At 40.0% G+C, this 26,955-nt stretch carries 24 protein-coding genes, 2 pseudogenes and 1 riboswitch; of the genes and pseudogenes, 14 read left to right on the top strand and 12 right to left on the bottom strand.

All coding sequences use genetic code 11. The features are described from left to right. The first annotated feature begins 503 nt into the window (after positions 1-503). Positions 504-974, top strand: coding sequence for an RNA-binding protein (locus FKN88_RS16765; protein ID WP_154169876.1), 471 nt, complete (start codon positions 504-506; stop codon positions 972-974). On the opposite strand, the gene murI is transcribed toward FKN88_RS16765, so the two are convergent. Together murI and FKN88_RS16755 are read right to left on the bottom strand one after the other, a co-directional pair. Then, positions 928-1,737 carry a glutamate racemase gene (gene murI, locus FKN88_RS16760; RefSeq protein ID WP_154170724.1) on the bottom strand — a complete coding sequence of 270 codons (810 nt, stop codon included), beginning with the start codon at positions 1,735-1,737 and terminating at the stop codon, positions 928-930. The genes FKN88_RS16765 and murI overlap by 47 nt on opposite strands. A 146-nt stretch (positions 1,738-1,883) precedes the next feature. Beyond that, positions 1,884-3,734, bottom strand: a complete 1,851-nt coding sequence (locus FKN88_RS16755; protein ID WP_154169874.1) for a TonB-dependent receptor domain-containing protein — start codon at positions 3,732-3,734, stop codon at positions 1,884-1,886. Positions 3,735-3,779: 45 nt separating this feature from the next. Continuing rightward, positions 3,780-3,977, bottom strand: a riboswitch (cobalamin riboswitch). A 155-nt stretch (positions 3,978-4,132) separates the two neighbouring features. Here FKN88_RS16755 and trmA point away from each other — a divergent pair. Beyond that, positions 4,133-5,242, top strand: a complete 1,110-nt coding sequence (gene trmA / locus FKN88_RS16750) for a tRNA (uridine(54)-C5)-methyltransferase TrmA (RefSeq protein ID WP_306687722.1) — start codon at positions 4,133-4,135, stop codon at positions 5,240-5,242. A gap of 180 nt (positions 5,243-5,422) precedes the next feature. Here trmA and FKN88_RS16745 read toward each other — a convergent pair whose 3' ends face one another. The 5 genes from FKN88_RS16745 to FKN88_RS16725 form a co-directional block, all read right to left on the bottom strand. Next, on the bottom strand, positions 5,423-5,563 hold the full coding sequence (locus FKN88_RS16745) for a hypothetical protein (protein WP_170887849.1): 141 nt from the start codon (positions 5,561-5,563) through the stop codon (positions 5,423-5,425). Between the two features lies 1 nt (position 5,564). Beyond that, the gene (locus FKN88_RS16740; RefSeq protein WP_170887850.1) at positions 5,565-5,708 is read right to left on the bottom strand and encodes a hypothetical protein; all 144 of its coding nucleotides are present in this window, start codon (positions 5,706-5,708) and stop codon (positions 5,565-5,567) included. 355 nt (positions 5,709-6,063) lie between these two features. After that, positions 6,064-6,738, bottom strand: coding sequence for a hypothetical protein (locus FKN88_RS16735; RefSeq protein WP_306687723.1), 675 nt, complete (start codon positions 6,736-6,738; stop codon positions 6,064-6,066). Positions 6,739-7,061: 323 nt separating this feature from the next. Beyond that, positions 7,062-7,703 (bottom strand): hypothetical protein, encoded by a 642-nt coding sequence (locus FKN88_RS16730; RefSeq protein WP_306687724.1) that lies wholly within the window; start codon positions 7,701-7,703, stop codon positions 7,062-7,064. A 212-nt stretch (positions 7,704-7,915) separates the two neighbouring features. Further along, a complete protein-coding gene (locus FKN88_RS16725) occupies positions 7,916-8,719 on the bottom strand; it encodes a hypothetical protein (protein WP_306687725.1) in 804 nt (267 codons plus the stop codon). A 456-nt stretch (positions 8,720-9,175) separates the two neighbouring features. On the opposite strand from FKN88_RS16725, the gene FKN88_RS16720 reads away from it, so the two are divergent. Next, the gene (locus FKN88_RS16720; protein WP_306687726.1) at positions 9,176-9,817 is read left to right on the top strand and encodes an inovirus Gp2 family protein; all 642 of its coding nucleotides are present in this window, start codon (positions 9,176-9,178) and stop codon (positions 9,815-9,817) included. Between the two features lie 34 nt (positions 9,818-9,851). Here the strand turns inward: FKN88_RS16720 and FKN88_RS16715 are convergent, their stop codons facing one another. Next, positions 9,852-10,841: a GTPase family protein gene (locus tag FKN88_RS16715; protein WP_170906603.1), complete on the bottom strand. Its 990-nt coding sequence runs from the start codon at positions 10,839-10,841 to the stop codon at positions 9,852-9,854. Positions 10,842-10,921: 80 nt separating this feature from the next. Here FKN88_RS16715 and FKN88_RS16710 point away from each other — a divergent pair, with 80 nt between their 5' ends. Continuing rightward, the gene (locus FKN88_RS16710; RefSeq protein ID WP_158137486.1) at positions 10,922-11,116 is read left to right on the top strand and encodes an AlpA family transcriptional regulator; all 195 of its coding nucleotides are present in this window, start codon (positions 10,922-10,924) and stop codon (positions 11,114-11,116) included. 48 nt (positions 11,117-11,164) lie between these two features. Here the strand turns inward: FKN88_RS16710 and FKN88_RS16705 are convergent, their stop codons facing one another. The 3 genes from FKN88_RS16705 to radC are packed head-to-tail and all read right to left on the bottom strand — an operon-like array spanning position 11,165 to position 12,554. Further along, positions 11,165-11,602, bottom strand: coding sequence for a DUF2787 family protein (locus FKN88_RS16705; protein ID WP_306687727.1), 438 nt, complete (start codon positions 11,600-11,602; stop codon positions 11,165-11,167). Between the two features lie 38 nt (positions 11,603-11,640). Next, positions 11,641-12,090: a DUF2787 family protein gene (locus tag FKN88_RS16700; RefSeq protein ID WP_306687728.1), complete on the bottom strand. Its 450-nt coding sequence runs from the start codon at positions 12,088-12,090 to the stop codon at positions 11,641-11,643. Continuing rightward, positions 12,087-12,554 carry a DNA repair protein RadC gene (radC, locus tag FKN88_RS16695; protein WP_158137489.1) on the bottom strand — a complete coding sequence of 156 codons (468 nt, stop codon included), beginning with the start codon at positions 12,552-12,554 and terminating at the stop codon, positions 12,087-12,089. Before radC ends, FKN88_RS16700 begins: the two co-directional genes overlap by 4 nt. Positions 12,555-12,870: 316 nt before the next feature. Between radC and FKN88_RS16690 the strand changes: the two genes are divergently transcribed. Both FKN88_RS16690 and FKN88_RS16685 read left to right on the top strand, forming a co-directional pair. After that, complete coding sequence (locus FKN88_RS16690) at positions 12,871-13,962, top strand: AAA family ATPase (RefSeq protein WP_238105560.1); 1,092 nt, start codon at positions 12,871-12,873, stop codon at positions 13,960-13,962. Beyond that, positions 13,959-14,624, top strand: a complete 666-nt coding sequence (locus tag FKN88_RS16685; protein ID WP_238114805.1) for a DUF4276 family protein — start codon at positions 13,959-13,961, stop codon at positions 14,622-14,624. Before FKN88_RS16690 ends, FKN88_RS16685 begins: the two co-directional genes overlap by 4 nt. A 173-nt stretch (positions 14,625-14,797) precedes the next feature. On the opposite strand, the gene FKN88_RS17550 is transcribed toward FKN88_RS16685, so the two are convergent. Further along, positions 14,798-14,980, bottom strand: coding sequence for a hypothetical protein (locus tag FKN88_RS17550; RefSeq protein ID WP_373567189.1), 183 nt, complete (start codon positions 14,978-14,980; stop codon positions 14,798-14,800). Between the two features lie 349 nt (positions 14,981-15,329). Here FKN88_RS17550 and FKN88_RS16675 point away from each other — a divergent pair, with 349 nt between their 5' ends. The 8 genes and pseudogenes from FKN88_RS16675 to FKN88_RS16645 all read left to right on the top strand — a co-directional run. After that, positions 15,330-18,155, top strand: coding sequence for a DEAD/DEAH box helicase family protein (locus FKN88_RS16675; RefSeq protein ID WP_306687729.1), 2,826 nt, complete (start codon positions 15,330-15,332; stop codon positions 18,153-18,155). Next, positions 18,155-18,661 (top strand): annotated as a pseudogene (locus tag FKN88_RS17545) (restriction endonuclease subunit S); the annotation flags it as partial. The gene FKN88_RS16675 and the pseudogene FKN88_RS17545, both read left to right, overlap by 1 nt. Before the next feature lie 87 nt (positions 18,662-18,748). Beyond that, positions 18,749-19,720: a restriction endonuclease subunit S gene (locus FKN88_RS17540; protein ID WP_373567190.1), complete on the top strand. Its 972-nt coding sequence runs from the start codon at positions 18,749-18,751 to the stop codon at positions 19,718-19,720. Between the two features lie 51 nt (positions 19,721-19,771). Beyond that, positions 19,772-21,253, top strand: coding sequence for a class I SAM-dependent DNA methyltransferase (locus FKN88_RS16665; RefSeq protein WP_306687730.1), 1,482 nt, complete (start codon positions 19,772-19,774; stop codon positions 21,251-21,253). A 434-nt stretch (positions 21,254-21,687) separates the two neighbouring features. Further along, positions 21,688-21,942, top strand: a complete 255-nt coding sequence (locus FKN88_RS16660) for an AbrB/MazE/SpoVT family DNA-binding domain-containing protein (protein ID WP_306687731.1) — start codon at positions 21,688-21,690, stop codon at positions 21,940-21,942. 402 nt (positions 21,943-22,344) lie between these two features. Further along, entirely contained in the window at positions 22,345-26,121 is a 3,777-nt protein-coding gene (locus FKN88_RS16655) for a hypothetical protein (RefSeq protein ID WP_306687732.1), read from the top strand. Between the two features lie 245 nt (positions 26,122-26,366). Continuing rightward, positions 26,367-26,561, top strand: a pseudogene (locus FKN88_RS16650) (IS66 family insertion sequence element accessory protein TnpB); the annotation flags it as partial. 80 nt (positions 26,562-26,641) lie between these two features. After that, positions 26,642-26,955, top strand: a 314-nt coding sequence (locus FKN88_RS16645; protein ID WP_306687733.1) for an IS66 family insertion sequence element accessory protein TnpB, incomplete at its 3' end; no start/stop codon positions are given.

Below are 26,955 nucleotides of genomic sequence, written 5' to 3'. Positions count from 1 at the left end.
ATAGTGCTAAAAGCCCTATCAATTTGGTCACTCAGTTCATTGAAACCGAAGTGCTTATTGCTAAGCATTTTGATTATCATCAACGAGTGCCCACACAGATTGATTGGTTTAAATTGTTAAAGAGCTGACTTGCGAATCTCTCGTTGAGCTTCGAAGCGGAGGTGAATTCTAGCGAGTTAATTTGAAGAGTCAAACACTTTTTCAAATTTTCTTCTTTAGAAGCTTTCCCTCAACTAACACTGCCTGAAGCCTTGCGGCGTCTGCCGTGTCAGTGAGGGCGCATTATAGGGAGTTAGTTTAGCTTAGCAAGTACTTTTTTCTATTAATTTTCCGTTCGCTCAAAAAGCCATCGGATCATTAATTTTTGAATAAAATTCCAACATTTGAAGAGGGTCACAGCAATCGATTGGAAAAACTCCAAGCATAAACGTAAGATTCATGTGTCTATATTGTTAATCTTAGATACGCCTCTTACTTTCATTCTGATTAAGTAGTATTTCAATATGAGCTCGAATAAATCTACATTATTTATTGTTGCACTGGCTATCATTGGTGCACTGGTTTTTTCTCTATTATCGATTCATCCCGCGGTAAGTTTTGTTATTGGTGTTATTTCTGCCGCGATCACTCTGCAAGTTTTATCAAATCCTTCCGTAGTATCCGTGAATGCTCCATCAACCGAGGAGTCGTCCAGTAATACAAAAACGCTTTACGTCGGAAACTTACCCTATAAAGCTAATGAATCGGATGTGCGTGATTTGTTTGCTCAATACGGTGATGTGTTTGCGGTCCGATTAATGAAAGATAAACGCACAGGAAAACGCCGAGGGTTTGGATTTGTAGTCATTGCCACGGCCCATGCTTCTGCGGCGATTAATGCACTCAATGAAAAAGACTATATGCAGCGCACACTCAAAGTGAGAGTTGCTAATGATCCAAAACATCCAGATGAGGAAATGGACGAACAGGATTAAAGCCCATTTTAATTAAGTTCGCATTCAGAGCGCTCTCTTTCCAAGGGGGCGCACTGGCGAAAATCGTGTGCGGATGCTGATGCTTTAAGCCAGGTTCTACATCAAGCAACTGCTGTACCCGACGAGCTATCGCCTGACCAGAATCAATCAACATCACATCATCACCTAATACTTGTTGAATCTCTGCTTTAATGAGTGGGAAATGGGTGCATCCTAATACCGCAACATCTATCCGCTGAATCAGTGGACTTAAAATCGTCGCCAATTCCTCTTTATCGACTTCTTGCCCGCGCAGCTTCTCTTCCGCCATATCAACTAAACGTGTCGACCCAAGCAGTTCAACACTTTTTTTACTCGAAAAATTACGGATCAAATCATGTGTGTATTGTCTTGTGATCGTTGCGGGAGTAGCAATCAAGCCAATCGCTTTATGGGCAACGAGTGAGGCTGGCTTTATCGCAGGAACCACGCCTACAACCGGAATGGATAATTTGGCACGCAGCATGGGGAGTACAATAGTACTAGCGGTATTACAAGCTATCACTACTAAATCAAAAGATTGCTGTTTGACTAATGAAATAATTAAACGCTCAACACGGTTAAGCAAAACTTCCTGCGCTAATTCGCCATAAGGATACGCGGCGTTATCAAACAAATAGGTATAATCAAGCTGTGGTAATAGTGAAACTATCTCTTGATAAACTGACAATCCACCAACACCTGAGTCAAAAATTAGAACCTTATGTGACAACTGTTGCTGCATACTACACCCCAAGAAGAAAGAGTCAGTGATCATACTCCCTCTTTATCATTAGGCAACCACTCTCACTGTAATGAAATAGTAATATTATGAGTATGGTTTGTCAGATAGTTCTAAAAAATAAGACCGCCTTACAGCGGTCTTATTTTTTAGAACTGGTAACTGGCGTTTAGGTAAAAGGCCCGCTCTGGGGCACGATACCCGAGCGCACTTTGATACTGCTCATTAAAGAGATTTTCTATCCGACTACGAATGACCATGGTATCACTTAACCAGTAGCCTACAGACACATCCCACAGGTTAGTGGAGTGAATATAATCGTTACTGGTTGGCTCTGGTGTAGGCAAGTCTAGGCGCTTACCCGTATAGGTATAAGTTGTATTTATATCAAAGTTACCCAATTGTATGGCAGTAATCCACTTGTAGTTTTCTTTTGCCCGACGAGCCAACTGCACATGATTATCATCTTTATGATCTTTGTACTCCGCCACTAAAGTATGATTGATTGGACCCGTATCAAAGTTCACTTCCAATTCCACCCCTTTAATTCGTGCATCGGTATTCAAAGTGCATCCTCCCCAATTCACCACATCACACACGGCACCGTTAGGATCAGAATACCAGATAATCAAATTATCCACCTGGTTGTCATAAGCCGATACACTCACTCGCGCTAATGGATAAGTGATATCGAATCCTATCTCACTATTCTTAGACTTTTCTGGTTCAAGATCAGGTGCCGTTGATAAATCGGTGTAACTCGGTGCTTTAAATGCTGTGCCATAGCTGGCCCGCATACGATAATGATCGTTAACTTGATAACCGGCAGCGAAAGACCAAGTGGTGTAGCCATCATATTTATCATGCTTATCGTGACGAATATTCGCTTCAAAAACCCAATCACTCACCGTCAGTTTGCCAGAACCAAAAATACCGTAGGTATCTCGGCTTTCTCCCGCCAACACATGACGACTACCATAACTGAGCGCATCATGGTCTAATTTTTCCCAGCGGCCATCAATACCCGCTCCAAGTTGAATAATGTCATTCAGCTGATAAAGGTTCGCCCATTGCGTCTGGGTAAGATCGATGTTCGCCTTGGTATTAGCATTATTTTTACCCTCGCTTTGGGTATAATCGAGTTTTTCTGTTTGCTGATAATTAAGCATCAACAAACTTTTTAAGCGCTTCCCTTCGTAATTCATCTTCCCAGTAAAACTCTGGTTGTCGGAAAAACTGTGGTAGAGCGTACCGGAAGAATTGTATTCTACATCACTGTCAAACCAGCTAGCTGATACATACCCCAACCAGTTCTGATTGAAGCGATGTTCATAGCCGCCCATCAAATTCTGGCTTTCATAACCATAGTCCACACCTGTCTGCGGACTTTTTATATCGTAACCATCGGTTTTCTCAAAACCTGCAGAAAGTTGTAGATGCCCCAGCTCATTCACATCCGTCCTCGTGACCACTTCACCTTTACGGGATTGGTTGCTGCCAACACCAAGCGTCACTTGCTTGAGATTATTTCCACGATGAGAGCGAGTGATAATATTGATCACACCACCGATAGCATCAGATCCATACATCGCGGCACCAGAGCCACGAATCACCTCTAAACGCTCAACTAAGCCAATTGGAAAACGATTAATGGCAACCCCACCAGCGGCTGAATCAATCCGAACTCCATCCACTAAAATGAGAACATGACTGCTATTGGTACCTCGCATAAAAACAGAAGCCGTATGCCCTCGACCACCATTTTGAGCTATCTCGATTCCGGGTACTCGACGTAAAACCTCCGTCAAAGATCGCGCTTGATATTGTTCAATTTCTTGGCGTTCAATCACCGTTGTTGCCGCCAGTACCGATACCTGCTTTTGCTCAAACCGATTGACTGTTATCACCATGGTCTCATCAACGGGTAAACTTTGGGCATAGGTAAGAGAGCAATAAGAGAGCGCTGACATCATCGCCAGGCTTAGATAAGATTTATTCATTATGTTGTTATCCTAAAACGCGTAGATTCTCCTGAGCAAAACACCACTGCTGGCCCAGTTGCTGGCAGGTATTCGGACTCGAGAGCATTAACCTAATAACTCGACTTCCCACCATTAGGCAGTGTTTTGATGAGCGTTCGTTCTCCCTTACCGCTGCGCGTCAGTTCTGGATTTACACCAGATTCCCTTTTCAGAATTTAGCCATCTAGGCAGCTAAATATCACCAGCTATAATGATACTATTGACCAATGGTGAGCTTGTCTAGTATCACCGATGATAATCAAGTAATTTGTCATTACCTTAAACTTGGTAAATCACCAACAAAACTGGACATGTAGGTCAGATTGAATAAAATCTGCGCTCTTTCAATAAATGCACCAGTAAAAGGTAATACCATCATGGCGACGCTTGACGTAAATCCTGAACATTATTCAGCACAACTGGCTGAGAAAATCACCCGCCTTACTGAAATGTTTCAGCCCTATCACGTCCCAAAGCTAGAAGTATTTGAATCTCCAGAGCAATATTACCGGATGCGCGCAGAGTTTCGGGTTTGGCATGAAGGGGATGAAATGTATTACGTCATGTTTAATCCAACTACTCGAGAAAAGTATCGAGTTGATCAGTTCCCCTCCGCCAGCCGTTTAATTAACGACCTAATGCCACTGTTAATAGAAGCGATGCAAGGTAATAAAACATTGCGTCACAAACTGTTTCAGGTGGATTTTTTATCAACCTTGAGTGGCGAGCTATTAGTTTCTTTGATCTACCATCGTCAGCTTGATGAAGCATGGACATCTGAGGCTAAGCAACTCAAACAACGACTGAACGATGAAGGCTTTAATCTCAACGTGATCGGACGAGCTCGGAAAATGAAAATTGTCCTAGACCGAGACTATGTCGTAGAAAAACTACACGTTAACGATAAAGCATATCTTTACCAACAAGTTGAGAATAGCTTTACCCAACCCAACGGAAAAGTTGCCGAGAAGATGCTCGAATGGGCAGTAGACTGCACGCAAGAAAGCCAAGGTGATCTACTAGAGTTGTATTGTGGCAATGGTAATTTCTCGCTCGCTCTCGCGCAAAATTTCGATCGCGTATTAGCGACAGAATTAGCGAAGCCTTCAGTAGAGTCCGCACAATACAATATTGCCGCGAATCATATAGACAATGTGCAAATCATTCGTATGTCTGCGGAAGATTTTACTCAAGCGATGGAAGGCAAACGCGAATTTAATCGCTTAAAAGAGGCTGGCATTGATCTTAAAAGTTACCGCTGTAACACCATTTTTGTTGATCCGCCGCGTGCAGGAATGGATGTTGATACCTGTAAAATGGTACAAGGGTATGAGCGTATTTTGTATATTTCTTGTAATCCTGAGACCTTAAAAGAGAACCTAGATATTTTATCTACTACGCATAACATCACTCGCTTCGCTTTATTTGATCAATTCCCGTACACCCACCACATGGAAGCGGGTGTGATGCTAGAGCGCATTAAATAAGGGGTTTAACTGACTTTAGATTCAATAAAAATCTATCTGGGTACGGCGTGGGGTACGGGGGCGGTAAAAATCAAACTTCAAGTTATTCATCACGTCGGTAAACATTCAAATATAAGAACTGGCCTATAAAGATAAAACCAGCCATAGTCAAAATGATTAATGACTATGGCTGGTTTTTATTTAATCACCACAACCCAAGTAATCATCATTATTTGGGTTGTGGGCATCAGCCCAATCATCCATATCAGCATCGTTATTGGGATTATTGATATCTGACCAGATATCAAGCTCTTCTTGAGACATTTCACTTGGATCTGGCATTTTATTTCTTCCCTTGCTGATTAGGGTTTAACTGTTTACCGCGATTACCCTGATTCTGATCGTACTGACGGTTCGTTCCATTAGTACCTTTATTTGCATTTGGGATGTTAGACGCGTTGTCTTTTGGTGTTATTTTCTTAGTCATATTCTGATTTCCTTAATTAAAACTAAACTTATGAATTTGCTTAATTATTCGCTCAAATCCTTGCTTAGTTGTTATCGCTTTAGGGTGTAGTCCATCAGAATTATCCTGCCAAACCAATCGAAGTCCTCTTCCTAGTCTAAACCTGATAAAGGTCGAGAAAGAGCGAACTTTCTTTCCTCCTAGACTATGATAGTAGGCCCCCGATTTAAGTGACCTTTCAATTTCGAAAGCACGCTTAACCTGACAAAGTGGAATATGAGCTCGGAATGTATCAATAAGCTGTTTTGTCGATGTCATTCTTGCTCTCCCTGATGAACTGAGAACAGAATGATTGAGTGCACTGCACTCGCAACAGCTAATTTAATAAATCATCCAATAAATTATCGAATTCATTAGCTTCAAGGTACTTTTGGGTTATCAGTGATTGATATTTGGATAAAACAGGATGTTCAGTTTGAAGTGAAGATGCGGCTTCATAAGCCTTTTGAAGATCGCCATTTAAATAATACAACATCATGGTTTCGCCATTAGTCAATATGGCACTTTGAGCTAGCAAAGTTTGCATAACACTGGTGACATTGCCAATTGACAATTGTGGGAGTTCATGGAATGGATTAGGTAAGAGAGTTTCAGACAACGAAGCATCTGATTTCATTATATTAATAAACTGATCCAGCTTTTCAGAGTGGATGGCTACGCCAATAATGGATTGTCGACCAGCTAAAGTAACATTTAAAAACTCGGCTGCTTCCATCCGTTTATAACTATCGGTAAAGATAGCTTTGACACGTTTGCTATCAGCAAAAAAACCTTGAAGCAACACTGCATTATGGAACTTATTTAGGCTCTCCCGCGCTATGAGCAAATGATTTTTCTCTGAGCCAATCCCCATGCTTTCTCTATGGACGATAAGAAAACCTTTACTTCTTACAAGAGGATAAACAAGATCTTTAAATGACTTGTATTCGGACAGTTCAACAGAAAACAACGCTCTTATCGCATCAGGAGGTGACAATCCATCATATTTCACAAGATAACCTTAATAAGTCCCTTTCAGATGGTGGATGTTGCTCACGAGCGTATCTCGCTATAAATTCCGCTCGCGTAAACCAATCAGATCGACAGCGAGGCTGACTTTTTGCGTACTGATCTATCACACCCAAACAATAACCAGCCCTTAAGCTTTCAGATAACGAAGTTGTTTGAGCAGCCAGCAGATGCCTTTTATTTTTTGACGCATATATGTTGACTAACTCAGCGCAACTATCTACCAATGGGAGAGATTTAGCTGAAGAGATTGCTGGTACTAATAAGAGACTGAGAGCAATGAAAAAAGTATTTTTACGTAACATTCTAAATATCCGATTTTGTTTCTGGGGATTGATCCTGTGAATTCGCATTGTTCTTGGCGATACTATCGTCTCCATTTAGATCTTGAGAGTCAAAAACCATTGTCCTTTTATCCTTGCTGGGTACGGCTATATAGAGACTTAAAAGAATACCTGCAAATTCAAACATCTGGATATAGTTCTCACCATGGAGGCGTGCCAAGTCTAGATACTTAGTCCCCTCTTGCAAGTCAGCCAAAGTAACAACACTGACGACCAACCAGGCCATTAGTACAAATCTACCATACCAGATTAAAGGCATGGACCAGATATTCCACCAACGCTCACTCGTTTGACGTGTGTAGATGAAATATCGCCTTAAAAGAACTAAAGCTAAAATGACGAACACGGCCTCGATATTTGAAATGTCGGACAAGCCTTCTTGGTATTCAAAAATATTAATAAGCGCATGCCATAGGGATATCAGCGCCATCCCTACTAAAGCGATGAACAGACAAACGTTGAGTAATGTTGCCACTATCCTCCCGACAGCCCAATCCAATTCAAATAACAAGTGGAGCAAACCTTCATGCTTTTTAGATCCATTGATTCCCACTTTTTGTCCCTGTTCTACGTTTGATCTATCCATAAGTCTGAGAAAAGCCATCAGTTTCTATATTCCATAAGTTTAACAATAACGCACACCACATGAAAATCTTTCTATTATTCTTTCTTGCTGATTTTACTAAAATAATAAATTTTAAACTTTCTCAAAATAATTTCACATATACCAAGCTCAATGGCAGATTGTTGGACATTTTAACGAGAATAAGTAGGTGCAAGGAAACTCAACAAGGTTCCTAAAATAAGATGGCCATGTTATTTTAAATCACCATCAAACTTTACTAGCCTACTTCTAATATCACTTACAGCATCATAAATAACATCAATGTCAGCCCCCTTATTTAGCATTAATAAAATATTTTCATATACATCTTTCTTTCCATACTTCTTACTGGTTCGCTTTGTCCTTTCTCTATTGGTTTTTTTTGACTTTCTTTCTCTATAATTTCTTTCATCTCTAGCCAAAATGAGACGCCTATATCTTTCACTCTTTACCTCATCAAGTTCTCTCCATAAAGTGAAACCAACCTTACAATATAAAAATAAATCTTCATTATTATAAAAAAAAGACTCACTAATAACACCAGCCTTACATAAATAGTTATAAGTCCATAAACAAAGCTTTTCATCTCGAGGGCTTAGCCAATTAAAAATCCGGCTGTTATCATGTATAGCTTTCTCCTTCCTAATGAACTTAAAAAAATCATTAACCTTAAAATCAAACGAATAAAAATCTCTCGGTATACGATTAAGCTTACGCTCTACTAAACACTCAAAACTAAGCAAAAACAAATTAATATCAATAAAACGCTCATCATGAGTTCTAGGGGCTGAGGGTGTTTTATAAAGGAAATTAACATGTTCATTAATAAAAAAACACAATGAAGATCTTATGGTACAGTCGCCTTCAGTGGCTAAATGACGATCATAAAAAATATCATAATAACGACTAAGAACTTCAGCATCCATTAGCATTAACCATAAAAGATAACAAAACTCTTTATCAGTTTTAATGTGTGAATATAACTCCTTATCAATAACACCCTTTACCGCATCCATATCACCCCCTCAAAAACACAAATATAAAAACCAATTAAATAAAAACATAAATCACTAATTATAAAATATCAATAACAGCATGATAAAACCATTGATTTTAACGTGATAAAAGCATTGATTTTAACATGATATTTTTATGACTATATCATGATGGTAGCGACTGAAAACGTGACAAAAAACACAATACAACAAAGGAATCTTCGCCATGACAATGAAACCAGGCTTGTTGCTTAATGGGATTGGTTACAAATTTAAACATAACGAGAAGCCACTTTACAGAAAAAATTTATTATCAGAGTGAGAAGCCAAGGAACACACACACCAAGTTCAATAAACACGCGGCAATCTATATATCTAAAATCATGGTGTAGTAATATATATAACCTTTACATTGAATAGACTATAAAAATAACAAGACAGTTACCTACTATGAATGAACAACAACAGAGGTAACTAATGAAAACGTTTTTATCTAATCCAAACCTTACTATGATTAATGAATCTGAATTTATGTCTTTTCCTATTACAACCGATCACGGCCATTTGGCGCACCAATACTTATGTAAAATAAAAGAAACATTAGACTTATCATTAGCTGAGTACCATAGAGTTTATGTTCAACGAGTCGATCTTAGATATCCAAAATATTTCTTTGGTTATAATAGCTGTACAATTACTAAATTTATTGAGTCATTGAAATCTAAGATAGAAAGTGATTTAAACCGAAAGGGAAAGATTGGGAAATGTAAATTAAGATATGTTTGGGCGAGAGAGCAAGCCTGTTCAGAAACACCGCACTATCATGTTGCATTAATTCTTAACAAGGATGTTTACTTTTGTTTAGGGAATTTTAGCAATGATAGTGGGAATTTATCTTCAATGATAAAAGAGGCATGGGCGAGTGCTTTAGGTATTGAATACTTTCAAGTGGAAAGTAGTGTTCACTTCCCTAAAAACTCCACTTATTACATCCACAAGGGAAAGGAATCTTACCTAGAAGAATACAAACAGTGTTTTTATCGCTTAAGCTACTTAGCCAAGATTGACACAAAAGTATATTCTAACGGATTGAGAAACTTTTCTTCTAGCAGAAAATAAAAAAAGAGGCTTCCCCTCTTTTTAATCATTATCTTTAAAAACCAAAGATATATTTTATACCACCGAAGAATACTCCAGCAACAGAACCAATCACTTTACCTATAGCCTTTCCAGGTTTTCCAAATATTGCGCCTATATCGGAACCAATAGACGCACCTTGTAGTGTTGTTTCTACAATGGATTCCCAAAGACTTAAGCTGGTTTTTTTATTGTAATCGCTGGCGTCGTTGTCTTTCCAATTATTCACATCGTTGGAAATAGTTCGGTTCGCCAGCATTACTCTTTTATCTTTGGGCAATAAATCGACAATCGTATACAACAACTTTGATAAGTTATACGGTCGCTGTCGATTAACACCATCACTGTATCCTGCAACAAAATAGACAGGTGTGATCGATATCTGTGTGGCTTTATGTATTCGTTTGGCTACCGTTGCTTGCTGTTTTTCAAGAAAAGCTAACGCTTCATCGGTCGGCTCGTTATCAATATAGTTCCATGATTTTGGACCTTTGAGTGCGACGTCCGCTTGGTTAATACCAACAATCAGTCGTTTGTCTGCTTCGTCTCCTAAGTGAGGAATAATAATGTCATTAATGAGCGTTAATGGTGTACCTAAATCACGAGAACCACCATCAAGGATTACCAAAACTAAATCAATGACGAGCTGTCCATTGGCATCTTTCTTATTGAGCAAATGTTTGATGGCTTTTGTGTGCCTTCTATCTTCATCTATACCATCACCTAATCCTGGGGTATCCCACAGTACCAGATTATTTAATTGGTAATGCTGAACGCATTCAGTGTGAGGCTCACTGTTCATGCCAACTTCTGCTATCGGCATGTTGAATAATGCGTTAATGGTTGAGCTTTTTCCTGCACCAGTTGCGCCCGTAATGAGGATATTGAGCTTTTCTTTTTTAATTTGTTTTAAGTTATTAAGTAACTTCGAGCGATCGGCTTCATTTAATGACGCATGAAGAATCTCGCTTTCTAAAGTAGTAAAGAGATCGTTAGTGGTAGACATAGATAGTGATTCCTTAAGTTTGAGTCGAAAATTTACAGCTCATCTCTTTCCCATGAGGATAAACTCTAGAGGAATGAAAAATGAGATTGATTAGATTGAAAGAAGTATTGGATATGACTGGATTAAGCCGAGCTTATATGTACAAACTGATGGCTGAGAAGAAATTTCCAAAATCGGTGTCACTTGGTTTTCGCAGTGTTGCGTGGCTGGAAAGTGAGATTCAAGATTGGATTCTTGAACGAGTTGCTGAGCGTGATGAACGTATAGGAGAATGAACTACTGATGAATGATAGGGGGTAATGCAACTCACCTTTATTAAGCCATTACCTAAACTCTCTAACTTCGATATCGTCGTAACACGTCCATTCAACATACTGCAGAAAGTTTTGCTCCCACATTTGATACAGTTCATCGATACCTAGAGTGCGAATGCTTTGCCATCCCGTAGCAACGGTAAAAGCAACTTGATTGCCAAAGTCAAAATCAATGCATCGCTCTAGCTCCGGATAATAGTTCCCCATATACGCAAAATCGGTAATGTAGAGAATATCAACCGTTTTACCATTCACAATGTTGAGGCCAATCTCAACCGGATGATATCCCCCTTCTTCCGCGCTATAGCTTTTGTCTCGAAAATTGATAGAGAGGGCATGGCTGGTGGACTGTGTCGATTCCATTGAGGCATGACAATATTGGCTTAATAACGCCAGAAGCTTATTAGAAACAGGCAGCGCTGACGGCGTAAAATTCAGTATAGACATGGTTAAATCTCCTAAAACTAACCGAGGTTAAAACGTGATCATGAGTGATGTTCATCGAAGGTTTGAATCATCGATAACTGAATGTCATCAAAGAGGGATTGAGTAAGGTGTCGAGAGAGCGCGTTCAGCCAAGCATCTAACAGCGCTTTCACTTGTGGATGTGCGAGACTCGCAGCGCCGCTGTCTGGTTGATAGCACCAAAGATTGAAGAGATGAAAGTAGAGTTCAGGCTCCGTCTCACTCGGTTTGTTTTCCGAGTAAGAAAAACTCGCTAAACAGACAACCTGCCAATCTTCACTGGCCGATGTTCGACGAAATTGTATTTCAATGGGATGAAGCCCCTGCCCCGTCTGGTAATAGCATCTTTGTCGACAGTTCAGGACCATACGCTGAGCTTGTGGAGGAATCGAATAACGTTGGATTACCAACAGCAATGCTCGATGAAAGCCATCCAGCAGTTCCAGTTCACCCGATGTTTTCTGGATCATAGTAGCCCCCTTTCCGCAAAAGAGATGGCGCTATCGCCAACCACGATATGATCAAGCACTCGAATGTCCACCAGCGCTAAAGCCTCTTTAAGCCTTTGAGTAATTTGTTTATCGGCCTGGGAAGGTGTGGCATCGCCAGAAGGGTGATTGTGGGCAAGGATGAGCGCGGCAGCATTGACTTTTAAAGCCGCTTTGAGGACTTCACGGGGATAAACACTTGCCGAATCAATTGTGCCAAAGAACAGTTCTTCAAAAGCAATTAGACGATGCTGATTATCAAGAAACATCACCGCAAACACCTCTCGTTCATGGTGTTTTAATTTGCAAGATAAATAGGTTTTTGTTGCTTCAGGATTGCAATATTGATCGCCTCGTAGGGCACGTGCAGCAAGGATTTCTGCGGCCGCGTCAAGCACCCTGTCCGCCGTAACAGGACCATCAAAATAGTAGTTATTTTCGCGCATAGAAAGCTCCTAAAAATGAGAATGTATGTATATGCACGTAGATAATATCTATCTGAAATTGTTTTGATTGCTATGGGTCAGCAACGGCAAATCGTGGTATTTTCAGCTATAAAGTGACGCGGATTTGTGTGCTACTCTCATCTTAGACTTGATGCACAACTTTAAGACCGTCAGAGTTTTATTGAGACAACAAAGACAAAAGCGCAGAAAGTACGGTTGTGAGGTATAATCGTCCATCAATCGAAATGCGCTTAGTTCTGCTAAATCATCAAGCCATTCAATCAACAATGCGTCGTTATCAGAAAAGAGGAAGCCAATGAGTAAGATAGACAGGTTAACCATCCAGGGGTTTAAGTCTATCCGTTCGCTGGATAAGCTACAGCTCAACAACTTAAACGTCCTTATCGGTGCAAATGGCGTCGGTAAGAGTAACTTTGTCAGTTACTTTAGAATGTTGCATGAGTTAGTTGAAGGTCGTTTGCAAGTTTGGACGAGTAAACAAGGTGGCGCTGATCGCGTACTAACCTTTGGCTTAAAAGAAACGAGCCAGTTATCTTCTACTCTTCGTTTTAATGACCGAGATGGTTATGGAATATTCCTTGCTCCAACGGTAGATGAAAGCCTCACCATTCTAGAAGAGGAAATCTACTTTGGAGAAGCGTGTTTTGAGAAACTAGGGGGAGGTTCTCGGGAGAGTCATCTAAAAGAGCGCACCTCTCAGAAGCCAGCCAAACACCTAACTGAAGCATATCACTTACTTTCCAATATCAAGGTGTTCCATTTCCACGATACGAGCGACACAGCAGCAGTAAAACGCCTTGGGGCAGTTCACGATAACGAGTATCTACGTTCAGATGCGAGCAACTTAGCCGCATACTTATTTAAGCTACAGCGTGAAAACTCTGAGGTCTATGCACAAATTTGTAAAACCGTACGCTTAGCTGTGCCATTCTTTGACGATTTCGTACTAAAGCCTATTCCGCTTGCTTCTGGTGAAGAGCAAATACGTTTACTGTGGAAACAAACCGATAGTGACTACCCTCTTTGGCCAAGTCAGCTTTCTGATGGCTCTATCCGTTTCATTTGTTTGGTCACCGCTTTATTGCAACCTAACCCACCATCGACAATCATCATAGATGAGCCAGAACTAGGCTTACACCCTTATGCGATAACGCTATTAGGGGCATTGTTACGCAGTGCGTCAAAACGGATGCAGGTGATCGTATCTACGCAATCCGTTCCACTACTAAATGAATTTGAATTGGATGATCTGATTGTTGTAGAGCGTGAAGAAGGCGCATCGACCTTTAAACGTTTAGATGCTGATAAATTCCGTACTTGGCTAGATGATTATTCGATTGGCGAGCTATGGGAGAAAAACATCATTGGTGGGAGACCATCAAAATGACCATAGTGCATGTAATTTGTGAAGGACAAACAGAAGAAGCTTTTGTGAAAGAGTTGCTGGTGGAGCCATTCGCCCTTAAAGGCATTTACTTGATGCCAGGGCTTATTGGTCGCCCAGGCCATAAAGGAGGAAACTTCAAGTTTGAACGGCTTGCTCCTGATATCGAAAAACGTTTGCTGGCAGATCAACAGTGCTATTGCACCACCTTCTTTGATTTCTACGGGTTACCAGAGAGCTTCCCTGGTAAGAATGCCGTCGATGCCAATGCACCTGTCGCCGTTAAGGCTCAAACACTACAAAACGCATTCGCTGAAAAATTGACTGAGAAAATAGGTGCGAACGCTATGCGTCGGTTTATCCCTTACGTGCAGATGTACGAGTTTGAAGCACTGCTCTTTAGCGATCCGATAAAGATGGCTCAAGGTATGGATAAAGTAGAATTGGAAACGGCCTTTACCGAGATCGCAAACAGATTCGACTCACCAGAACATATCAACAACAGCCCACAAACGGCACCGAGTAAGCTCATCGAAAACCATATTTTTGGTTATGAAAAACCACTTTTAGGAACTTTGGCGGCTTTAGAAGTGGGCCTAGAAACTATGCGAGAGAAATGCCCTTTGTTTGATACTTGGCTAAAAAATATAGAAGCGCTTATTTAACAGTGCTCGACCTGTAACCTTGAAATTTAGTGAACTTTGCCTCGATAGAAGGGTTGTTATGAACGTTTACACACTATCCACAAGCGAGCATGAGCATAGATTAAATATTTTGGTAGTGTTAAATGAAGGAGAGGTAGCAAAAGCTACCTCTCCTTCATTGGATAAGATCAAAACTAAAATCTGACGCCAAAAAGTCCGCCATTTTCTGTATCGGTAATCTTAAGATCAACCAAATAGTCATCTAAGGTTGAAAGGCTCAGCCCATTTTGTTCACAGAACACGCGTTGAGACAGATGACTGGATTCGTATTGATCGAATAGGGTATGCCATTCTTGATGAGAGAGTCTTTTTGCCATTTCAAATCTCCTTGAGGTTGGAGATTTGATCTTATGGCGTGCCGAGATTGATTAGAATGTGGGGTTTATGACACGCTTACTATATTGCCATAGATTTTTCTTATTCAAACGAACCAAGTTGGATCTGTTCCTTCAACTTGATTATGCCCCAAAACCGTTTAGATTAAATACTCTTCCTCTATTCAAAAGAGTTTTCTTGCCCTACAAAAAGTTATCCGAGCTATAGTTAACAATCTTCATTACTATCAAATTTTATGCATAAGCCTTAGCTAGCAGAGTTTTCTATGGTAAATTTTCACTATAAATATCAATAGTTGTAAATAGTTAGTGCTTCGGAGATGGCTAGGTTATGGTTAATCAAAACGCAGAGCAAATTGCTCGCGACAAAATTGATGAGATGTTGCGAGAAGCAGGATGGGCTGTCCAAGATAAAAATAAAATTAACTTGAGCGATGGTGTCGGGCAAGCGATTCGTGAGTATCAGACTGATGTTGGTCCAGCTGATTATGTTCTGTTTGTAGATAAGAAAGCTGTTGGTGTCATTGAAGCCAAGCGAGAAGAAGCAGGCGAGAAGATAACTACGGTTGAAATACAAACTAAAGGTTACGCTAATGCAAAGTTGAAGTGGGTTAACAATAGTGAACCACTTCCATTTCTTTATGAAAGTACTGGTGTTATTACTCGTTTCACAGATGGCCGTGACCCTAAACCAAGATCTCGTGAAGTGTTCAACTTTCACAGACCAGAGACCTTACTAGAATGGGTTGAACAAGGTAATTCGCTACGCTCTCGCTTACAAGCTATTCCACCGCTAAACCCAAGCAACCTACCAGCTAAAGACCTTGGATTACGTGACTGTCAGGAAGTGGCAATTACTAACCTTGAAGATTCATTGAAGAAGAATAGACCTCGTGCCTTGATTCAAATGGCGACTGGTGCAGGTAAGACGTACACAGCTATCACATCGATATATCGCATCCTAAAACATGCAAAAGGCAAACGAATTCTATTCCTTGTTGATACCAAGAACTTGGGTGAACAAGCAGAGCAAGAAATGCTGAATTTCACGCCTAGTGATGATACCCGCAAGTTCACAGAGCTTCATGTTGTTCAACGGTTGAAATCGAAGTACGTCCCTAGAGATGCTGAGGTATGTATCAGTACAATCCAACGTATGTACTCGATTCTAAAAGACGAAGAGTTAGATGAAGCTCTTGAAGAACAAAACCCAGCAGAACAGCTCACTAAACCTAAAGAACCTGTACCTGTAGCATACAACCCTAAAGTGCCAATTGAGCATTTTGACTTTATCTTTATCGATGAATGTCACCGTTCAATCTACAACCTTTGGCAACAAGTCTTAGATTACTTTGATGGATTCCTTATTGGTCTGACAGCTACTCCTGATAATCGAACATTTGGTTTCTTTAAACAAAATGTGGTTAGTGACTATGACCATGAGAAAGCAGTAGCTGATGGTGTAAACGTGGGTAATGAAGTCTTCACGATCCAAACCAAAATCACTAAAGAAGGTGAGAAGCTACGAGCCAAACAGCAAGTTGAGCATCGTGAACGTGTTACTAGGAAGAAACGCTGGGAACAGCAAGATGAAGACGAAGCATATACTGCGAAGCAATTAGATAAGGATATCGTTAACCCAAGTCAAATACGTACTGTGTTAACTACTTTCAGGGATAGTTTGCCTCAAATCTTCCCTAATCGTGAAGAAGTACCAAAGACGCTTATCTTTGCAAAGACTGATAGCCATGCAGATGACATCATTCAGATGGTTCGTGAAGTCTTTGATGAAGGAAATAATTTCTGTAAGAAGATCACGTATCGAGTAAAGAAAGGCAAAACAGATGCAGATGGAAACGTAGTTGAGAAAGGCGAAGATCCTAAGTCTGTGCTTTCTCAGTTCCGAATAGGATACAACCCTAGAATCGCTGTAACTGTGGATATGATTGCAACAGGAACTGATGTTAAGCCTCTTGAATGTCTTGTATTCATGCGTGATGTGAAGAGTCGTAATTACTTCGAGCAAATGAAAGGACGTGGTACACGAACTCTTGATTTGGATGAGTTGAAGAAAGTGACACCATCAGCAACTACAGCTAAGACGCACTATGTAATTGTGGATGCAATTGGTGTTACCAAGTCTCTGAAGACCGCAAGCCAACCGTTGATTACGAAACCAACAGTCCCATTAAAAGATCTAGCAATGGGAGTCATGATGGGTGCTAGTGACACTGACTCGGTAAGTTCATTAGCTGGTCGATTAGCTCGCTTAAATAAGCAATTAGATTCCAAAGAACATAAGCGTATCGAAGCCTTAACAGATGGTGTAACTATCACGCAGATTGTTAAAGGTCTTTTTGATGCAATTGATGGCGATAAGGTTGAAGAAAGGGCACGCATCATCGCTGGTCAACATGGTGATATGGATCCTGGTGAAGAAAACAGAAACAAAGCACAGGCAGAAATGGTCAGTCAGTTCGCTAACATTTTTAATGGTGAACTGATTGATCTAATTGATACGATCCGTAGAGAAAAAGACCAGAAAATTGACCATGAAAATATGGATGAAGTGTTGATTGCTGACTGGGAAAAGGCTTCAGTAGATCAAGCGAAAGAACTTGCTGTTGAGTTTGGTGAATATCTAGAAGCTCACAAAAATGAAATTACGGCTTTAGAGATTTTCTACGATCAACCTCATCGTCGTCGAGAAATTACACACAGTATGGTTAAGGCTGTGTTGGATAAGCTGAAGTCAGATAAACCGAAATTGGCACCTATCAATGTTTGGCAGGCATATGAACGCCTTGATGATGTAAAAAGTAGCCAACCAATCACTGAGTTGACTGCTTTGATTGCATTAATCCGTCGTGTTGTTGGGATTGATGATAAAATCTCGAACTTTGATGAAACGGTTAAGAAGAACTTCCAGAATTGGGTGATGAAGCACCACTCTGGGAGTAATCCGAAGTTTACAAATGAGCAGATGGACTGGTTGCGTATGATTCGTGACCACTTCACAACATCATTCCATTTTGAGACCGAAGATCTTGATAGTACACCGTTTGATGGAAAGGGTGGTTTAGGGATGATGCATGAGCTCTTTGGTGATGAAATGAACAATATTATTGATGATTTGAATAGTGAGTTAGTGGCTTGATGATTAATAAATCGATTCCAGATTCTTGGGAATGGGCGAGTTTAGTTAATGACATTAACTATGTTCCAACTGGTGTACCAGAGTTCCAAGAAATAAAAGAATATTTTTCGACAGGTAGTATTGATGGAGAAAGTTATACACCAGAAGGTTCGTACAGCTATTCAGACAAGCCATCGAGAGCTAATAGGATTGGCATTAAGGGTGATGTTTTTCAAGCTCGTATGAAGAGTACCAATAAGAGCTTTATTGTTAATGATGCTCTCTCTGGTGCGCTCTTTTCGACTGGTTTTTTTCAATGTAGAAGCTATGCAGGAACAATCGATAGCAAATATTTGTCTTATTATTTTAGCTCAAGAGTTTTCGGTGAAATCAAAGATAAACTTTGCACTGGGAGTACACAGTCATCTCTTAATGATAAAGCTGCTATTAACATCCAGATTCCCATTCCTCCGATCAATGAACAAAAAAGGATCGTGGAAAGAATTGAGGAGTTATTCTCAGAGTTAGATTCAGGTATTGAGAGCCTAACTAAAGCAAAGCAACAACTGTCTGTTTATCGACAAACCCTTCTTAAACAGGCGTTTGAAGGTAAATTGACAGAGAGTTGGCGTATTGATAACGAAGATAAATTAACGCCTCCAAAAGAGCTGCTCATTCAAGTTCAAAAGGAGCGAGAGAAGATCTATCAACGTCAGCTCGAAGAATGGAATGTTGAGGTCAAGCTCTGGGAAGACAACGGTGAAAAAGGCAAAAAGCCAACTAAACCTAAATTACTAAAGAGTAACTCAGTTAATACTTCTGAAAATGGGAACAGTAAGGTTTGGTATAAAACTAGTTTAATTAACATATTACTGAGTAAACCCGCTAATGGTAAATCAGTTAGAGATTTACCAGGCGGCTTCCCCGTCTTAAGGTTAACTTCACTTAAATCTAAGTATGTTGATTTAAGCGAATCAAAAGAGGGACTTTGGACAAAGAAGGATGCTAAACCATACATTATCCATAAGGGAGATTTCTTGCTGTCAAGAGGCAATGGTAGTAAAAGGCTTGTTGGTAGAGGAGCCCTTGTTAATGAGATAAAATTTGAAGTAGCTTACCCTGACACTATTGTTCGATTATCTCTACCGAAAGAAGGCATAATACCAGAGCTATTCTCTTACTTTTGGAATTCCGCAGTTTTCAGAGAACAGATTGAAAACTCAGCACGAACTACAGCTGGTATATACAAAATAAATCAAGCTGTAATTTCTGAATATGAGTACCCTGTAATCTCCTTGAATGAACAGAAGCTAATCTTGACCCTCTTAGATGAGAAGATCTCTATCAGTGAACAAATAGAAAATGATATAGAGACAAACCTGATTAAAGCAGAGCTTCTTCGTCAGTCAATTCTTAAGAATGCATTCACTGGTAAGCTCGTTGCCCAAGATTCAGAGGATGAACCTGCAATTGAATTGCTTAAGAGAATAGCCATTGAAAAACAAAGAATTGCTGAGAAAGACAGAACTGAAAAGGCTGCTGCACGCAAGAAAAAATCGACGGCCAATAAGACGGTAAAATCATAATCAAAGTTGAGTGTTTAGGCAGTTAACAAGAAAAGAATAAGTGAAAAGAGAATGAACACACAAAGCATTGTTACTAAAGTTTGGAGTTTTTGTACAACGTTGCGTGATGACGGCGTTAGTTATGGTGATTACCTCACCCAAATTACATACCTCATCTTCCTTAAAATGGCAGATGAATACAGTAAGCCTCCATATAACCGTGATGTAGGCGTACCAGAAGAATACAACTGGAAGAGTATTAAATCCGAATCAGGAGCAGCACTGGAAGTTCAATATGTTTCTGTTCTTCGAGAGTTAGCTAAAAAGAAAGGGATGCTTGGTCAAATCTTTACGAAAGCTCAAAATCAAATTCAAGATCCTGCGAAACTGAAGCGTCTTATCGATATGATTGACGGTGAGAAGTGGGTTATGCTCGGTGCTGATGTTAAAGGCAACATCTATGAGGGCATTCTTGAGCGAAACGCTGAAGACACTAAGTCTGGTGCAGGTCAGTACTTTACGCCTCGTGCACTAATTTCAACGATGGTTAAGTGTATGAAGCCTCAGCCCAAGCAGACTATAGCTGACCCTGCTTGTGGTACAGGTGGTTTCTTCTTATCTGCTTATGATTACTTAACAGACAAAAATAACTATCAACTAGATAAAGAAGAAAAGGCATTCTTGAAGAGTGAAACGTTCTTCGGAAACGAGATTGTTGCCAATACTCGTCGCTTATGTCTAATGAACATGTTCTTACACAACATCGGCGAGATCGATGGTGAAAGCCTAATAAGTGGTGATGATGCATTGATTGCTCAACCATCAAAAACTGTAGATATGGTTCTTGCCAACCCTCCATTTGGCAAGAAAAGTAGCATGACATTCACCAATGAAGAGGGGGAACAGGAGACTGATGAGCTCACATACAATCGTCAAGACTTCTGGGCTACCACATCGAATAAACAGGTTAACTTTGTTCAGCATATCCGTAGTATGTTGAAAACGACAGGTCGAGCGGCTGTTGTACTTCCAGATAACGTATTATTTGAAGGTGGTGCTGGTGAAACAGTACGTAAGAAGCTAATGGAAAGTACAGAGCTTCATACAATCTTGCGCCTTCCAACTGGTATTTTCTATGCCAATGGTGTTAAAGCAAACGTATTATTCTTCGATAACAAACCTGCTCAGAAAGATGCTTGGACTAAAGATATTTGGATTTATGATTATCGTACCAATGTCCATCACACCTTGAAGAAAAAGCCGATGACGATGGATCATCTTGAAGACTTCGTTAAGTGCTACAATCCCGATAACCGTCATGATCGTACCGAAACGTGGAATGAAGAAACCAATCCCAATGGTCGCTGGCGCAAATACACTCGTGAGGATGTATTAGCTCGCGATAAAACCAGTTTGGATATTTTCTGGCTGAAAGATAAATCACTAACTGACCTTGAAAATCTACCAGAACCTGATGATTTGGCTGAAGAAATCATTGAGAATATGGAAGCTGGATTGGATAGTTTTCGTCAGGTTCTATCAGCGTTGAAATAGTAGATGAATACAAATAACAGCATTCAGCTTGGGAAGTTGAATGCTGTTTCTACAGACTTCCAATAGCTGCACAACTTATCCATGATCTGCACCTGTAAAACTGGACACATTACTAAGCGACTTTCGCATACCTAAAGTTATCCGCACTTTCCTAATTTAAGTGATTACTCTAAGTAACTTTTGTCCATAGACGTGTTGGGGCGACTATCGCTAACTCACTTTTTCCCCAAAATGGCTTGTGGTAAGTTGTGGTAAATCATTTACCACAAATTAAGGCTTTGATTGAAAGTTCACCAAAGGCGTGTCAGGCTATCTTTTATGGCGCGTTAGTGCCCCAGTCTAATCTAGCCTAGATTTACCCTAACATTTTTAAGCTATCTTATTTGCCTAATCGATTGTAATGCGATAAACCTAAAACATACCTTAGATTTAGTATGAGCATGTATTTAATGCGAGTGAAAATTGAACAAAATGAAGATGGCGAATGCTACTTCTTAATACCTGATGAATTACAAAAAGACTTGTCTTGGAACGAAGGTGATCCAATAGAATGGGTTGATAATGGTGATGGAAGTTTGACTTTAAGGAAGCTCAGTCAGCTCGAAGTATTAAAACTCAAAGCATTTGAAGATCCAGACGTGAAAGCTGAGTATGACCGACTAAAGGGTGATTCTAAGTTTGATATTTAGATAAGCTATTCTGGTTGTAGTCAAACTACCAAACAAGCTTTCTAATTATGAAACAGCCTGTTGCACAAACCATAGCTACACTCGGCATCTTCTAGCTCGAAAATGCCCCAACCTTGGTTAGAGTCTTTGCTCTGCTTAAACAACCCACGCTCCATTTTCCGTACTTTTGCTAATGCCATCACATCTGGTTGACGGATCTAAATGTACAGTAATCAATGCTGGCATAGTAGAGCTATCAGATGTATGAAGCCTTGGTAGCGTGAGGGGGATGCGTGCCAAACAAAGGTCACGGCACAGTAACTCGTTGAGCCCCCAAAGCAAGTTTGCGGCCACTAAAGCCTCTTGTCTCCAAGTAACCGTTTGGACAAGTTTTTCAATGACTGATAGCTAAGAATTGTATATATGAATATAGATGATATGGACTTTTCCCAGTTAGGCCTATTAAATGCAAGTCAACAAATGATGAGCCCAACTTTTGGCCAGCTTAGAGCAGATCACAATATAAATAAGCTAATTGATGACTTTGACTTTGACGACGCTCTTATAAAACTAGCGGGACTACTATACGAAGAAGAGCTCCATAGTAACTTGGTAACTACCGAGACTATGATTCATCAGCTTTTTCTATCTCAGCGTGGTCAGAAAGTAATGAATGCAGTTGAAATAGGTCGATTATTTGATGGCATTCATTCTACATATATTGGTTCATGGGAAGATCCGGCTGAAGATACGATGGTTGGGGTAGCCAATTCAATCAAAGGGTCATATATGTTCCTCAATGGGCTTTGGGAAAGCTCATGTTTCTATACACAAATCTTTATCGACCTGATAGATGGAATGCCAGACAACAAACCGTTTTCAGGTATAAAAAAATCAGTAAGAGCTATCCTCATTTTATCGAATGAGTCCATTTGTAGGAAAAGTTTAAAGCGTTATCAGAAAGGTAGTGATTACCCTCAATCTGAATGGGACTTCCATTCTTATATATCAACTGAAAAACGTAATATAGTCAGTTTTTCCTTGGATGACCTAACTCAATTGGGAGTCTCAGAGAAGGACCTTAAGCCATTTATTTTTGAGAACCCTGATCTCATTTCGCTTACTAATGAAGCTTTTGGAAGCTCCTCATTAGAACGTAAGCCTATTTACAAGGCACAAGATAGCACTTATATCTTAGCTTTACCAACAGCAATAAGTGTCGCAATTCGTCTCTTTGTGATCGAACAAGCCAATAGGTTTGGTTTATTAGATCGGCTACAACATGCCATGCAAGTCAGATATGCCAGATTCTTTTCTGAAGACTCGCGGTTACTGGGCAAAATAAGTAATGTACCGTTTTCACCATTTAGAGACTCAAACGGAAGTATTGTCGGTGCAGACGCTCTCGTTGGTATTGATGAGCAAAGGTACGTACATTTCTTACTGTTTTTTGACGACTTTTGCGACTATCAAAATGGATTTGTTAACGGTGCATCGACTTCGAACTCTTACTTAGAAAGTGCTATTGCGGAAAGAATTAAGAAAGCGTATAGCTACTCGTCAAAAATAGATGGGTTTAAGAGCGGCCTTAGCATTCTTATTGGCTGTGGTTGGGGACGTTCAGTTATGATATCACTTGAAGGTGAATCGGAGTCTAGCAACTGGCTTTTAGAATCTGTCCCTGCACCTGATTTAGATACATTCAATCGAATCACTAGTATGAATCCATTTACTTTCTGGCGGTTGATTGAAGCTAAACACAGAGTACTTGATGTTGGAGTCCACACTCAAAATGTAAACGGCTTACTCAATCTATATAGCTGGGCCAAAGATAACGATTTTAACATTATCCCTCATTCAGCATTTGATGAAGACGTTGGTAACTTATCATCAATATTTATGATGATCACACAGAATGCTCTGTTAGATGTTCGTTGGGAAGTTCAAAATGAGGACGATATACATAAAGTTTTAAACCCGTATGGTGAGGTAATTTCTGTCAGAAGGTTGACTACAAGTAGCTACTTCAAAGAAGATCGTTTTAAACCAATTTATGCATCGGTAGATAACCTTGAAAATGGTCAATTGCTAGGCTTGATCGAAGGGAATCTATGCTCATGGTGGTGCACTCCTTTACATAATGAAAATCAGAATAAAGACCTTTTATATAGATTGTGGCATGGAGTCTGTAATTGGATATGTAGGACTGACTTGGCGCTATCTGAATTGGCCTGCTCTTCATCATACGCTAATGTTTGTTTTAAGATTGAATTTGAAGATGTTGATGTCCCTACTCAAGTATCTCAAGTACTTGCCCCCGAAACTCTAAGCAATTTAATAAAGACCTCTACATCTGTAGAAAACGGCATTCTGCATATAAGCTGTAAGTTCTTAAAAAACTATTTTCTTGCATTTCATCGAGCTGACAACGTTGCTGAGAGAACCATCATAAAATCATTGCTTACTGTTTTTATAAAAGAGTCTGTTGAATGTAATGACCATAAGGAGCTAGTTGAAAGTATTTTAGGTCATGTTTTTACAGATAATTATGGTAAAGAAGTGCATATGCTCACCGCACAATCCTTTCTGGATTACGTCAAAATGAGCTTACCTGAACCTTTAGCATTAGACCGTTTTGATGATGCCACCATTAAAATTGGGTTAGCATGGATGTCGAAAAGCCATACCGAGCCATGCAATATCTACGGCAAAACTGAATGCACGCAATATTTACAAGACTTAACTTTGAATCTTTGGAAGGAAATTCAGTCATATTTGGGGTCTTTTAACAAGAAAGCACTAATTATTTTCTTGCTTGAAAACCATACTGCTGTAGAAGCAGATATTGAGCATTGGCAGCGTACTTTCAAAGCCATGCTGGGACTCCATAATGATAAAGATGATGTATATTCAGTCGCATTGGAGCGAATTTCTTCAAATAATTCTGCACTTACGGGGTCTAGGATTCTTATTGAAATGGCCATCTGTGAATCCTTAGATGATGGCGGAAAAGTTCCAAATCATCTGGATTTAACTAAGCTAATAACTTTTGCAACTGCAATTTTCCAATATGGCAATCTTTCAGATTCGATTATGTATGAGTTGGTTAAGCCCCATCTAAGGCTTTCCACATATGGTGATGTACAATTCGATCACACTGCGTATGACACTGTAGTAAACCCTTACGGTAAGTCCGTTCAGACAGTGATGATAAACCATGCTTCAAATAAATATGATGATCATTTCTCTGAACCAGAAGTTCATGAAAAGGTTGCCGGTCTACTAGGTCAAGAATTCGAGGCTGCTTGGCATGAAGAGTTTGGGGTATCTATCGATGAAGCCAGAAAAATCTTAGATGTTTTTGAAAATATTGGGGTCGAAAAAAACAAAGCTGTCTATGAAATCTCATGCTCAAAGCTGTTTTATCAATCGAATACTAGTGGTGTATCTGATGCTGCGTTGAAAGCTTTTATGGATAGATTTACTCTACCACAAAGATCCAGCTGGATGGCCTTATCTTCAGGTTATCGTGTAAGCGATATTTCTCCATGGAGATATCGACGCAGGTTGTCATTGACAGCGCGGCCATTAATCATACTTGGCGATAAGCTTGTTATAGCCCCAAGCTTAATACGAAGAGGGGTTTTGTATTGCTTATCCAATTCATTTGACGCAACTCTAGACGGCTCATTTTTCAACACTAAAGCGATGAAAAAATGGATTGGAGAGCAACGAAATAAGTCGGGGCACAGATTCAACCAAGAAGCTGCTGACAAATTCAGTAGCTTGGGTTGGAAAGTTGAGGCTGATGTGAAGGTCAGCAAGATTCTTAAAAAAAGAACCAAGAAAGACTTTGGAGATGTTGATGTGCTCGCATGGAACCCTTCAGAAAAAATTGTCTACCTCGTTGAATGTAAAGACCTAGAATTTGCCAAAACTCAAGGTGAAATAGCTAAACAAATATACGAATTTCGTGGTGTAACGAAATCAGATGGCAAACCTGATCGCCTAAAGAAACACATGGACCGCTTCTTAGTTTTGGATGAAAACATTGATAAGTTGAGGGATTACTTGAAGCTCGAATCTATAAACGAATTGAAAGTAATGTTGTTGTTTAGGCAGACCGTTCCTGTTTCGTACGATAACGCTGACAGTGATATACCCGTTACAGTTGGCTTCTTTGACGAACTAAATGTCTAATTCAATGATCAAAGAATTGAAATACCGTTGTAGTGATTGAGTGAATTTGGTGGTTACTTGATTCTAGATTTGCAATACCTGAACTTATTCGTGAGGTGCTAATTTAGCAAATTCACTGATTTATTTATGTCCATCTTCGTTTCAGCCTATTCGGGCTGAAACATTGTAAGCGCATCATAAACCCCGCATTCTAATCGTCTATCCCGAATAATAAGATCAAACCTCCAACCCAAAGGAGATTTGAAATGGCCAAACGACGCACTAACCAAGAATGGCGAACCCTGTTCGAACGCTATGAATCCAGCCAGCTATCACAACGATTATTCTGTGAGCGTAACGGACTGAGCCTCTCCACTTTTTACGCTAAGCGCCAACAGTTAAAGCACATCGAAAAACCGAACACGGTTGGCTTTGTTAAAGCAGAAGTCGTTGAAAAGACCGTAAGCGCATCATAAACCCCGCATTCTAATCGTCTATCCCGAATAATAAGATCAAACCTCCAACCCAAAGGAGATTTGAAATGGCCAAACGACGCACTAACCAAGAATGGCGAACCCTGTTCGAACGCTATGAATCCAGCCAGCTATCACAACGATTATTCTGTGAGCGTAACGGACTGAGCCTCTCCACTTTTTACGCTAAGCGCCAACAGTTAAAGCACATCGAAAAACCGAACACGGTTGGCTTTGTTAAAGCAGAAGTCGTTGAAAAGACCACAAAGTATCAAGCCACTCACGTTACCGTTGCCAATATGACCCTGCTCGTCAATGATATTGAACTGAGCATCCCACAAGGCACGCCAGCGACCTATCTCGCAGAGCTTATCGGTGCGTT

Origin of the sequence: Vibrio sp. 2017_1457_13 (assembly GCF_030851525.1) — a bacterium.
Taxonomy (GTDB): Bacteria; Pseudomonadota; Gammaproteobacteria; order Enterobacterales; family Vibrionaceae; genus Vibrio; species Vibrio metschnikovii.
The sequence above is the reverse complement of the archived record's forward strand: the minus strand, read 5'-3'. Positions and strand labels throughout refer to the sequence as shown.

Coding starts and splice junctions, on each gene's coding strand:
- FKN88_RS16765 (WP_154169876.1), top strand. CDS start 504: ATGAGCTCGAATAAATCTACATTATTTATTGTTGCACTGGCTATCATT.
- murI (WP_154170724.1), bottom strand. CDS start 1,737: ATGCAGCAACAGTTGTCACATAAGGTTCTAATTTTTGACTCAGGTGTT.
- FKN88_RS16755 (WP_154169874.1), bottom strand. CDS start 3,734: ATGAATAAATCTTATCTAAGCCTGGCGATGATGTCAGCGCTCTCTTAT.
- trmA (WP_306687722.1), top strand. CDS start 4,133: ATGGCGACGCTTGACGTAAATCCTGAACATTATTCAGCACAACTGGCT.
- FKN88_RS16745 (WP_170887849.1), bottom strand. CDS start 5,563: ATGCCAGATCCAAGTGAAATGTCTCAAGAAGAGCTTGATATCTGGTCA.
- FKN88_RS16740 (WP_170887850.1), bottom strand. CDS start 5,708: ATGACTAAGAAAATAACACCAAAAGACAACGCGTCTAACATCCCAAAT.
- FKN88_RS16730 (WP_306687724.1), bottom strand. CDS start 7,703: ATGGCTTTTCTCAGACTTATGGATAGATCAAACGTAGAACAGGGACAA.
- FKN88_RS16725 (WP_306687725.1), bottom strand. CDS start 8,719: ATGGATGCGGTAAAGGGTGTTATTGATAAGGAGTTATATTCACACATT.
- FKN88_RS16720 (WP_306687726.1), top strand. CDS start 9,176: ATGAAAACGTTTTTATCTAATCCAAACCTTACTATGATTAATGAATCT.
- FKN88_RS16715 (WP_170906603.1), bottom strand. CDS start 10,841: ATGTCTACCACTAACGATCTCTTTACTACTTTAGAAAGCGAGATTCTT.
- FKN88_RS16710 (WP_158137486.1), top strand. CDS start 10,922: ATGAGATTGATTAGATTGAAAGAAGTATTGGATATGACTGGATTAAGC.
- FKN88_RS16705 (WP_306687727.1), bottom strand. CDS start 11,602: ATGTCTATACTGAATTTTACGCCGTCAGCGCTGCCTGTTTCTAATAAG.
- FKN88_RS16700 (WP_306687728.1), bottom strand. CDS start 12,090: ATGATCCAGAAAACATCGGGTGAACTGGAACTGCTGGATGGCTTTCAT.
- radC (WP_158137489.1), bottom strand. CDS start 12,554: ATGCGCGAAAATAACTACTATTTTGATGGTCCTGTTACGGCGGACAGG.
- FKN88_RS16690 (WP_238105560.1), top strand. CDS start 12,871: ATGAGTAAGATAGACAGGTTAACCATCCAGGGGTTTAAGTCTATCCGT.
- FKN88_RS16685 (WP_238114805.1), top strand. CDS start 13,959: ATGACCATAGTGCATGTAATTTGTGAAGGACAAACAGAAGAAGCTTTT.
- FKN88_RS17550 (WP_373567189.1), bottom strand. CDS start 14,980: ATGGCAAAAAGACTCTCTCATCAAGAATGGCATACCCTATTCGATCAA.
- FKN88_RS16675 (WP_306687729.1), top strand. CDS start 15,330: ATGGTTAATCAAAACGCAGAGCAAATTGCTCGCGACAAAATTGATGAG.
- FKN88_RS16665 (WP_306687730.1), top strand. CDS start 19,772: ATGAACACACAAAGCATTGTTACTAAAGTTTGGAGTTTTTGTACAACG.
- FKN88_RS16660 (WP_306687731.1), top strand. CDS start 21,688: ATGAGCATGTATTTAATGCGAGTGAAAATTGAACAAAATGAAGATGGC.
- FKN88_RS16655 (WP_306687732.1), top strand. CDS start 22,345: ATGAATATAGATGATATGGACTTTTCCCAGTTAGGCCTATTAAATGCA.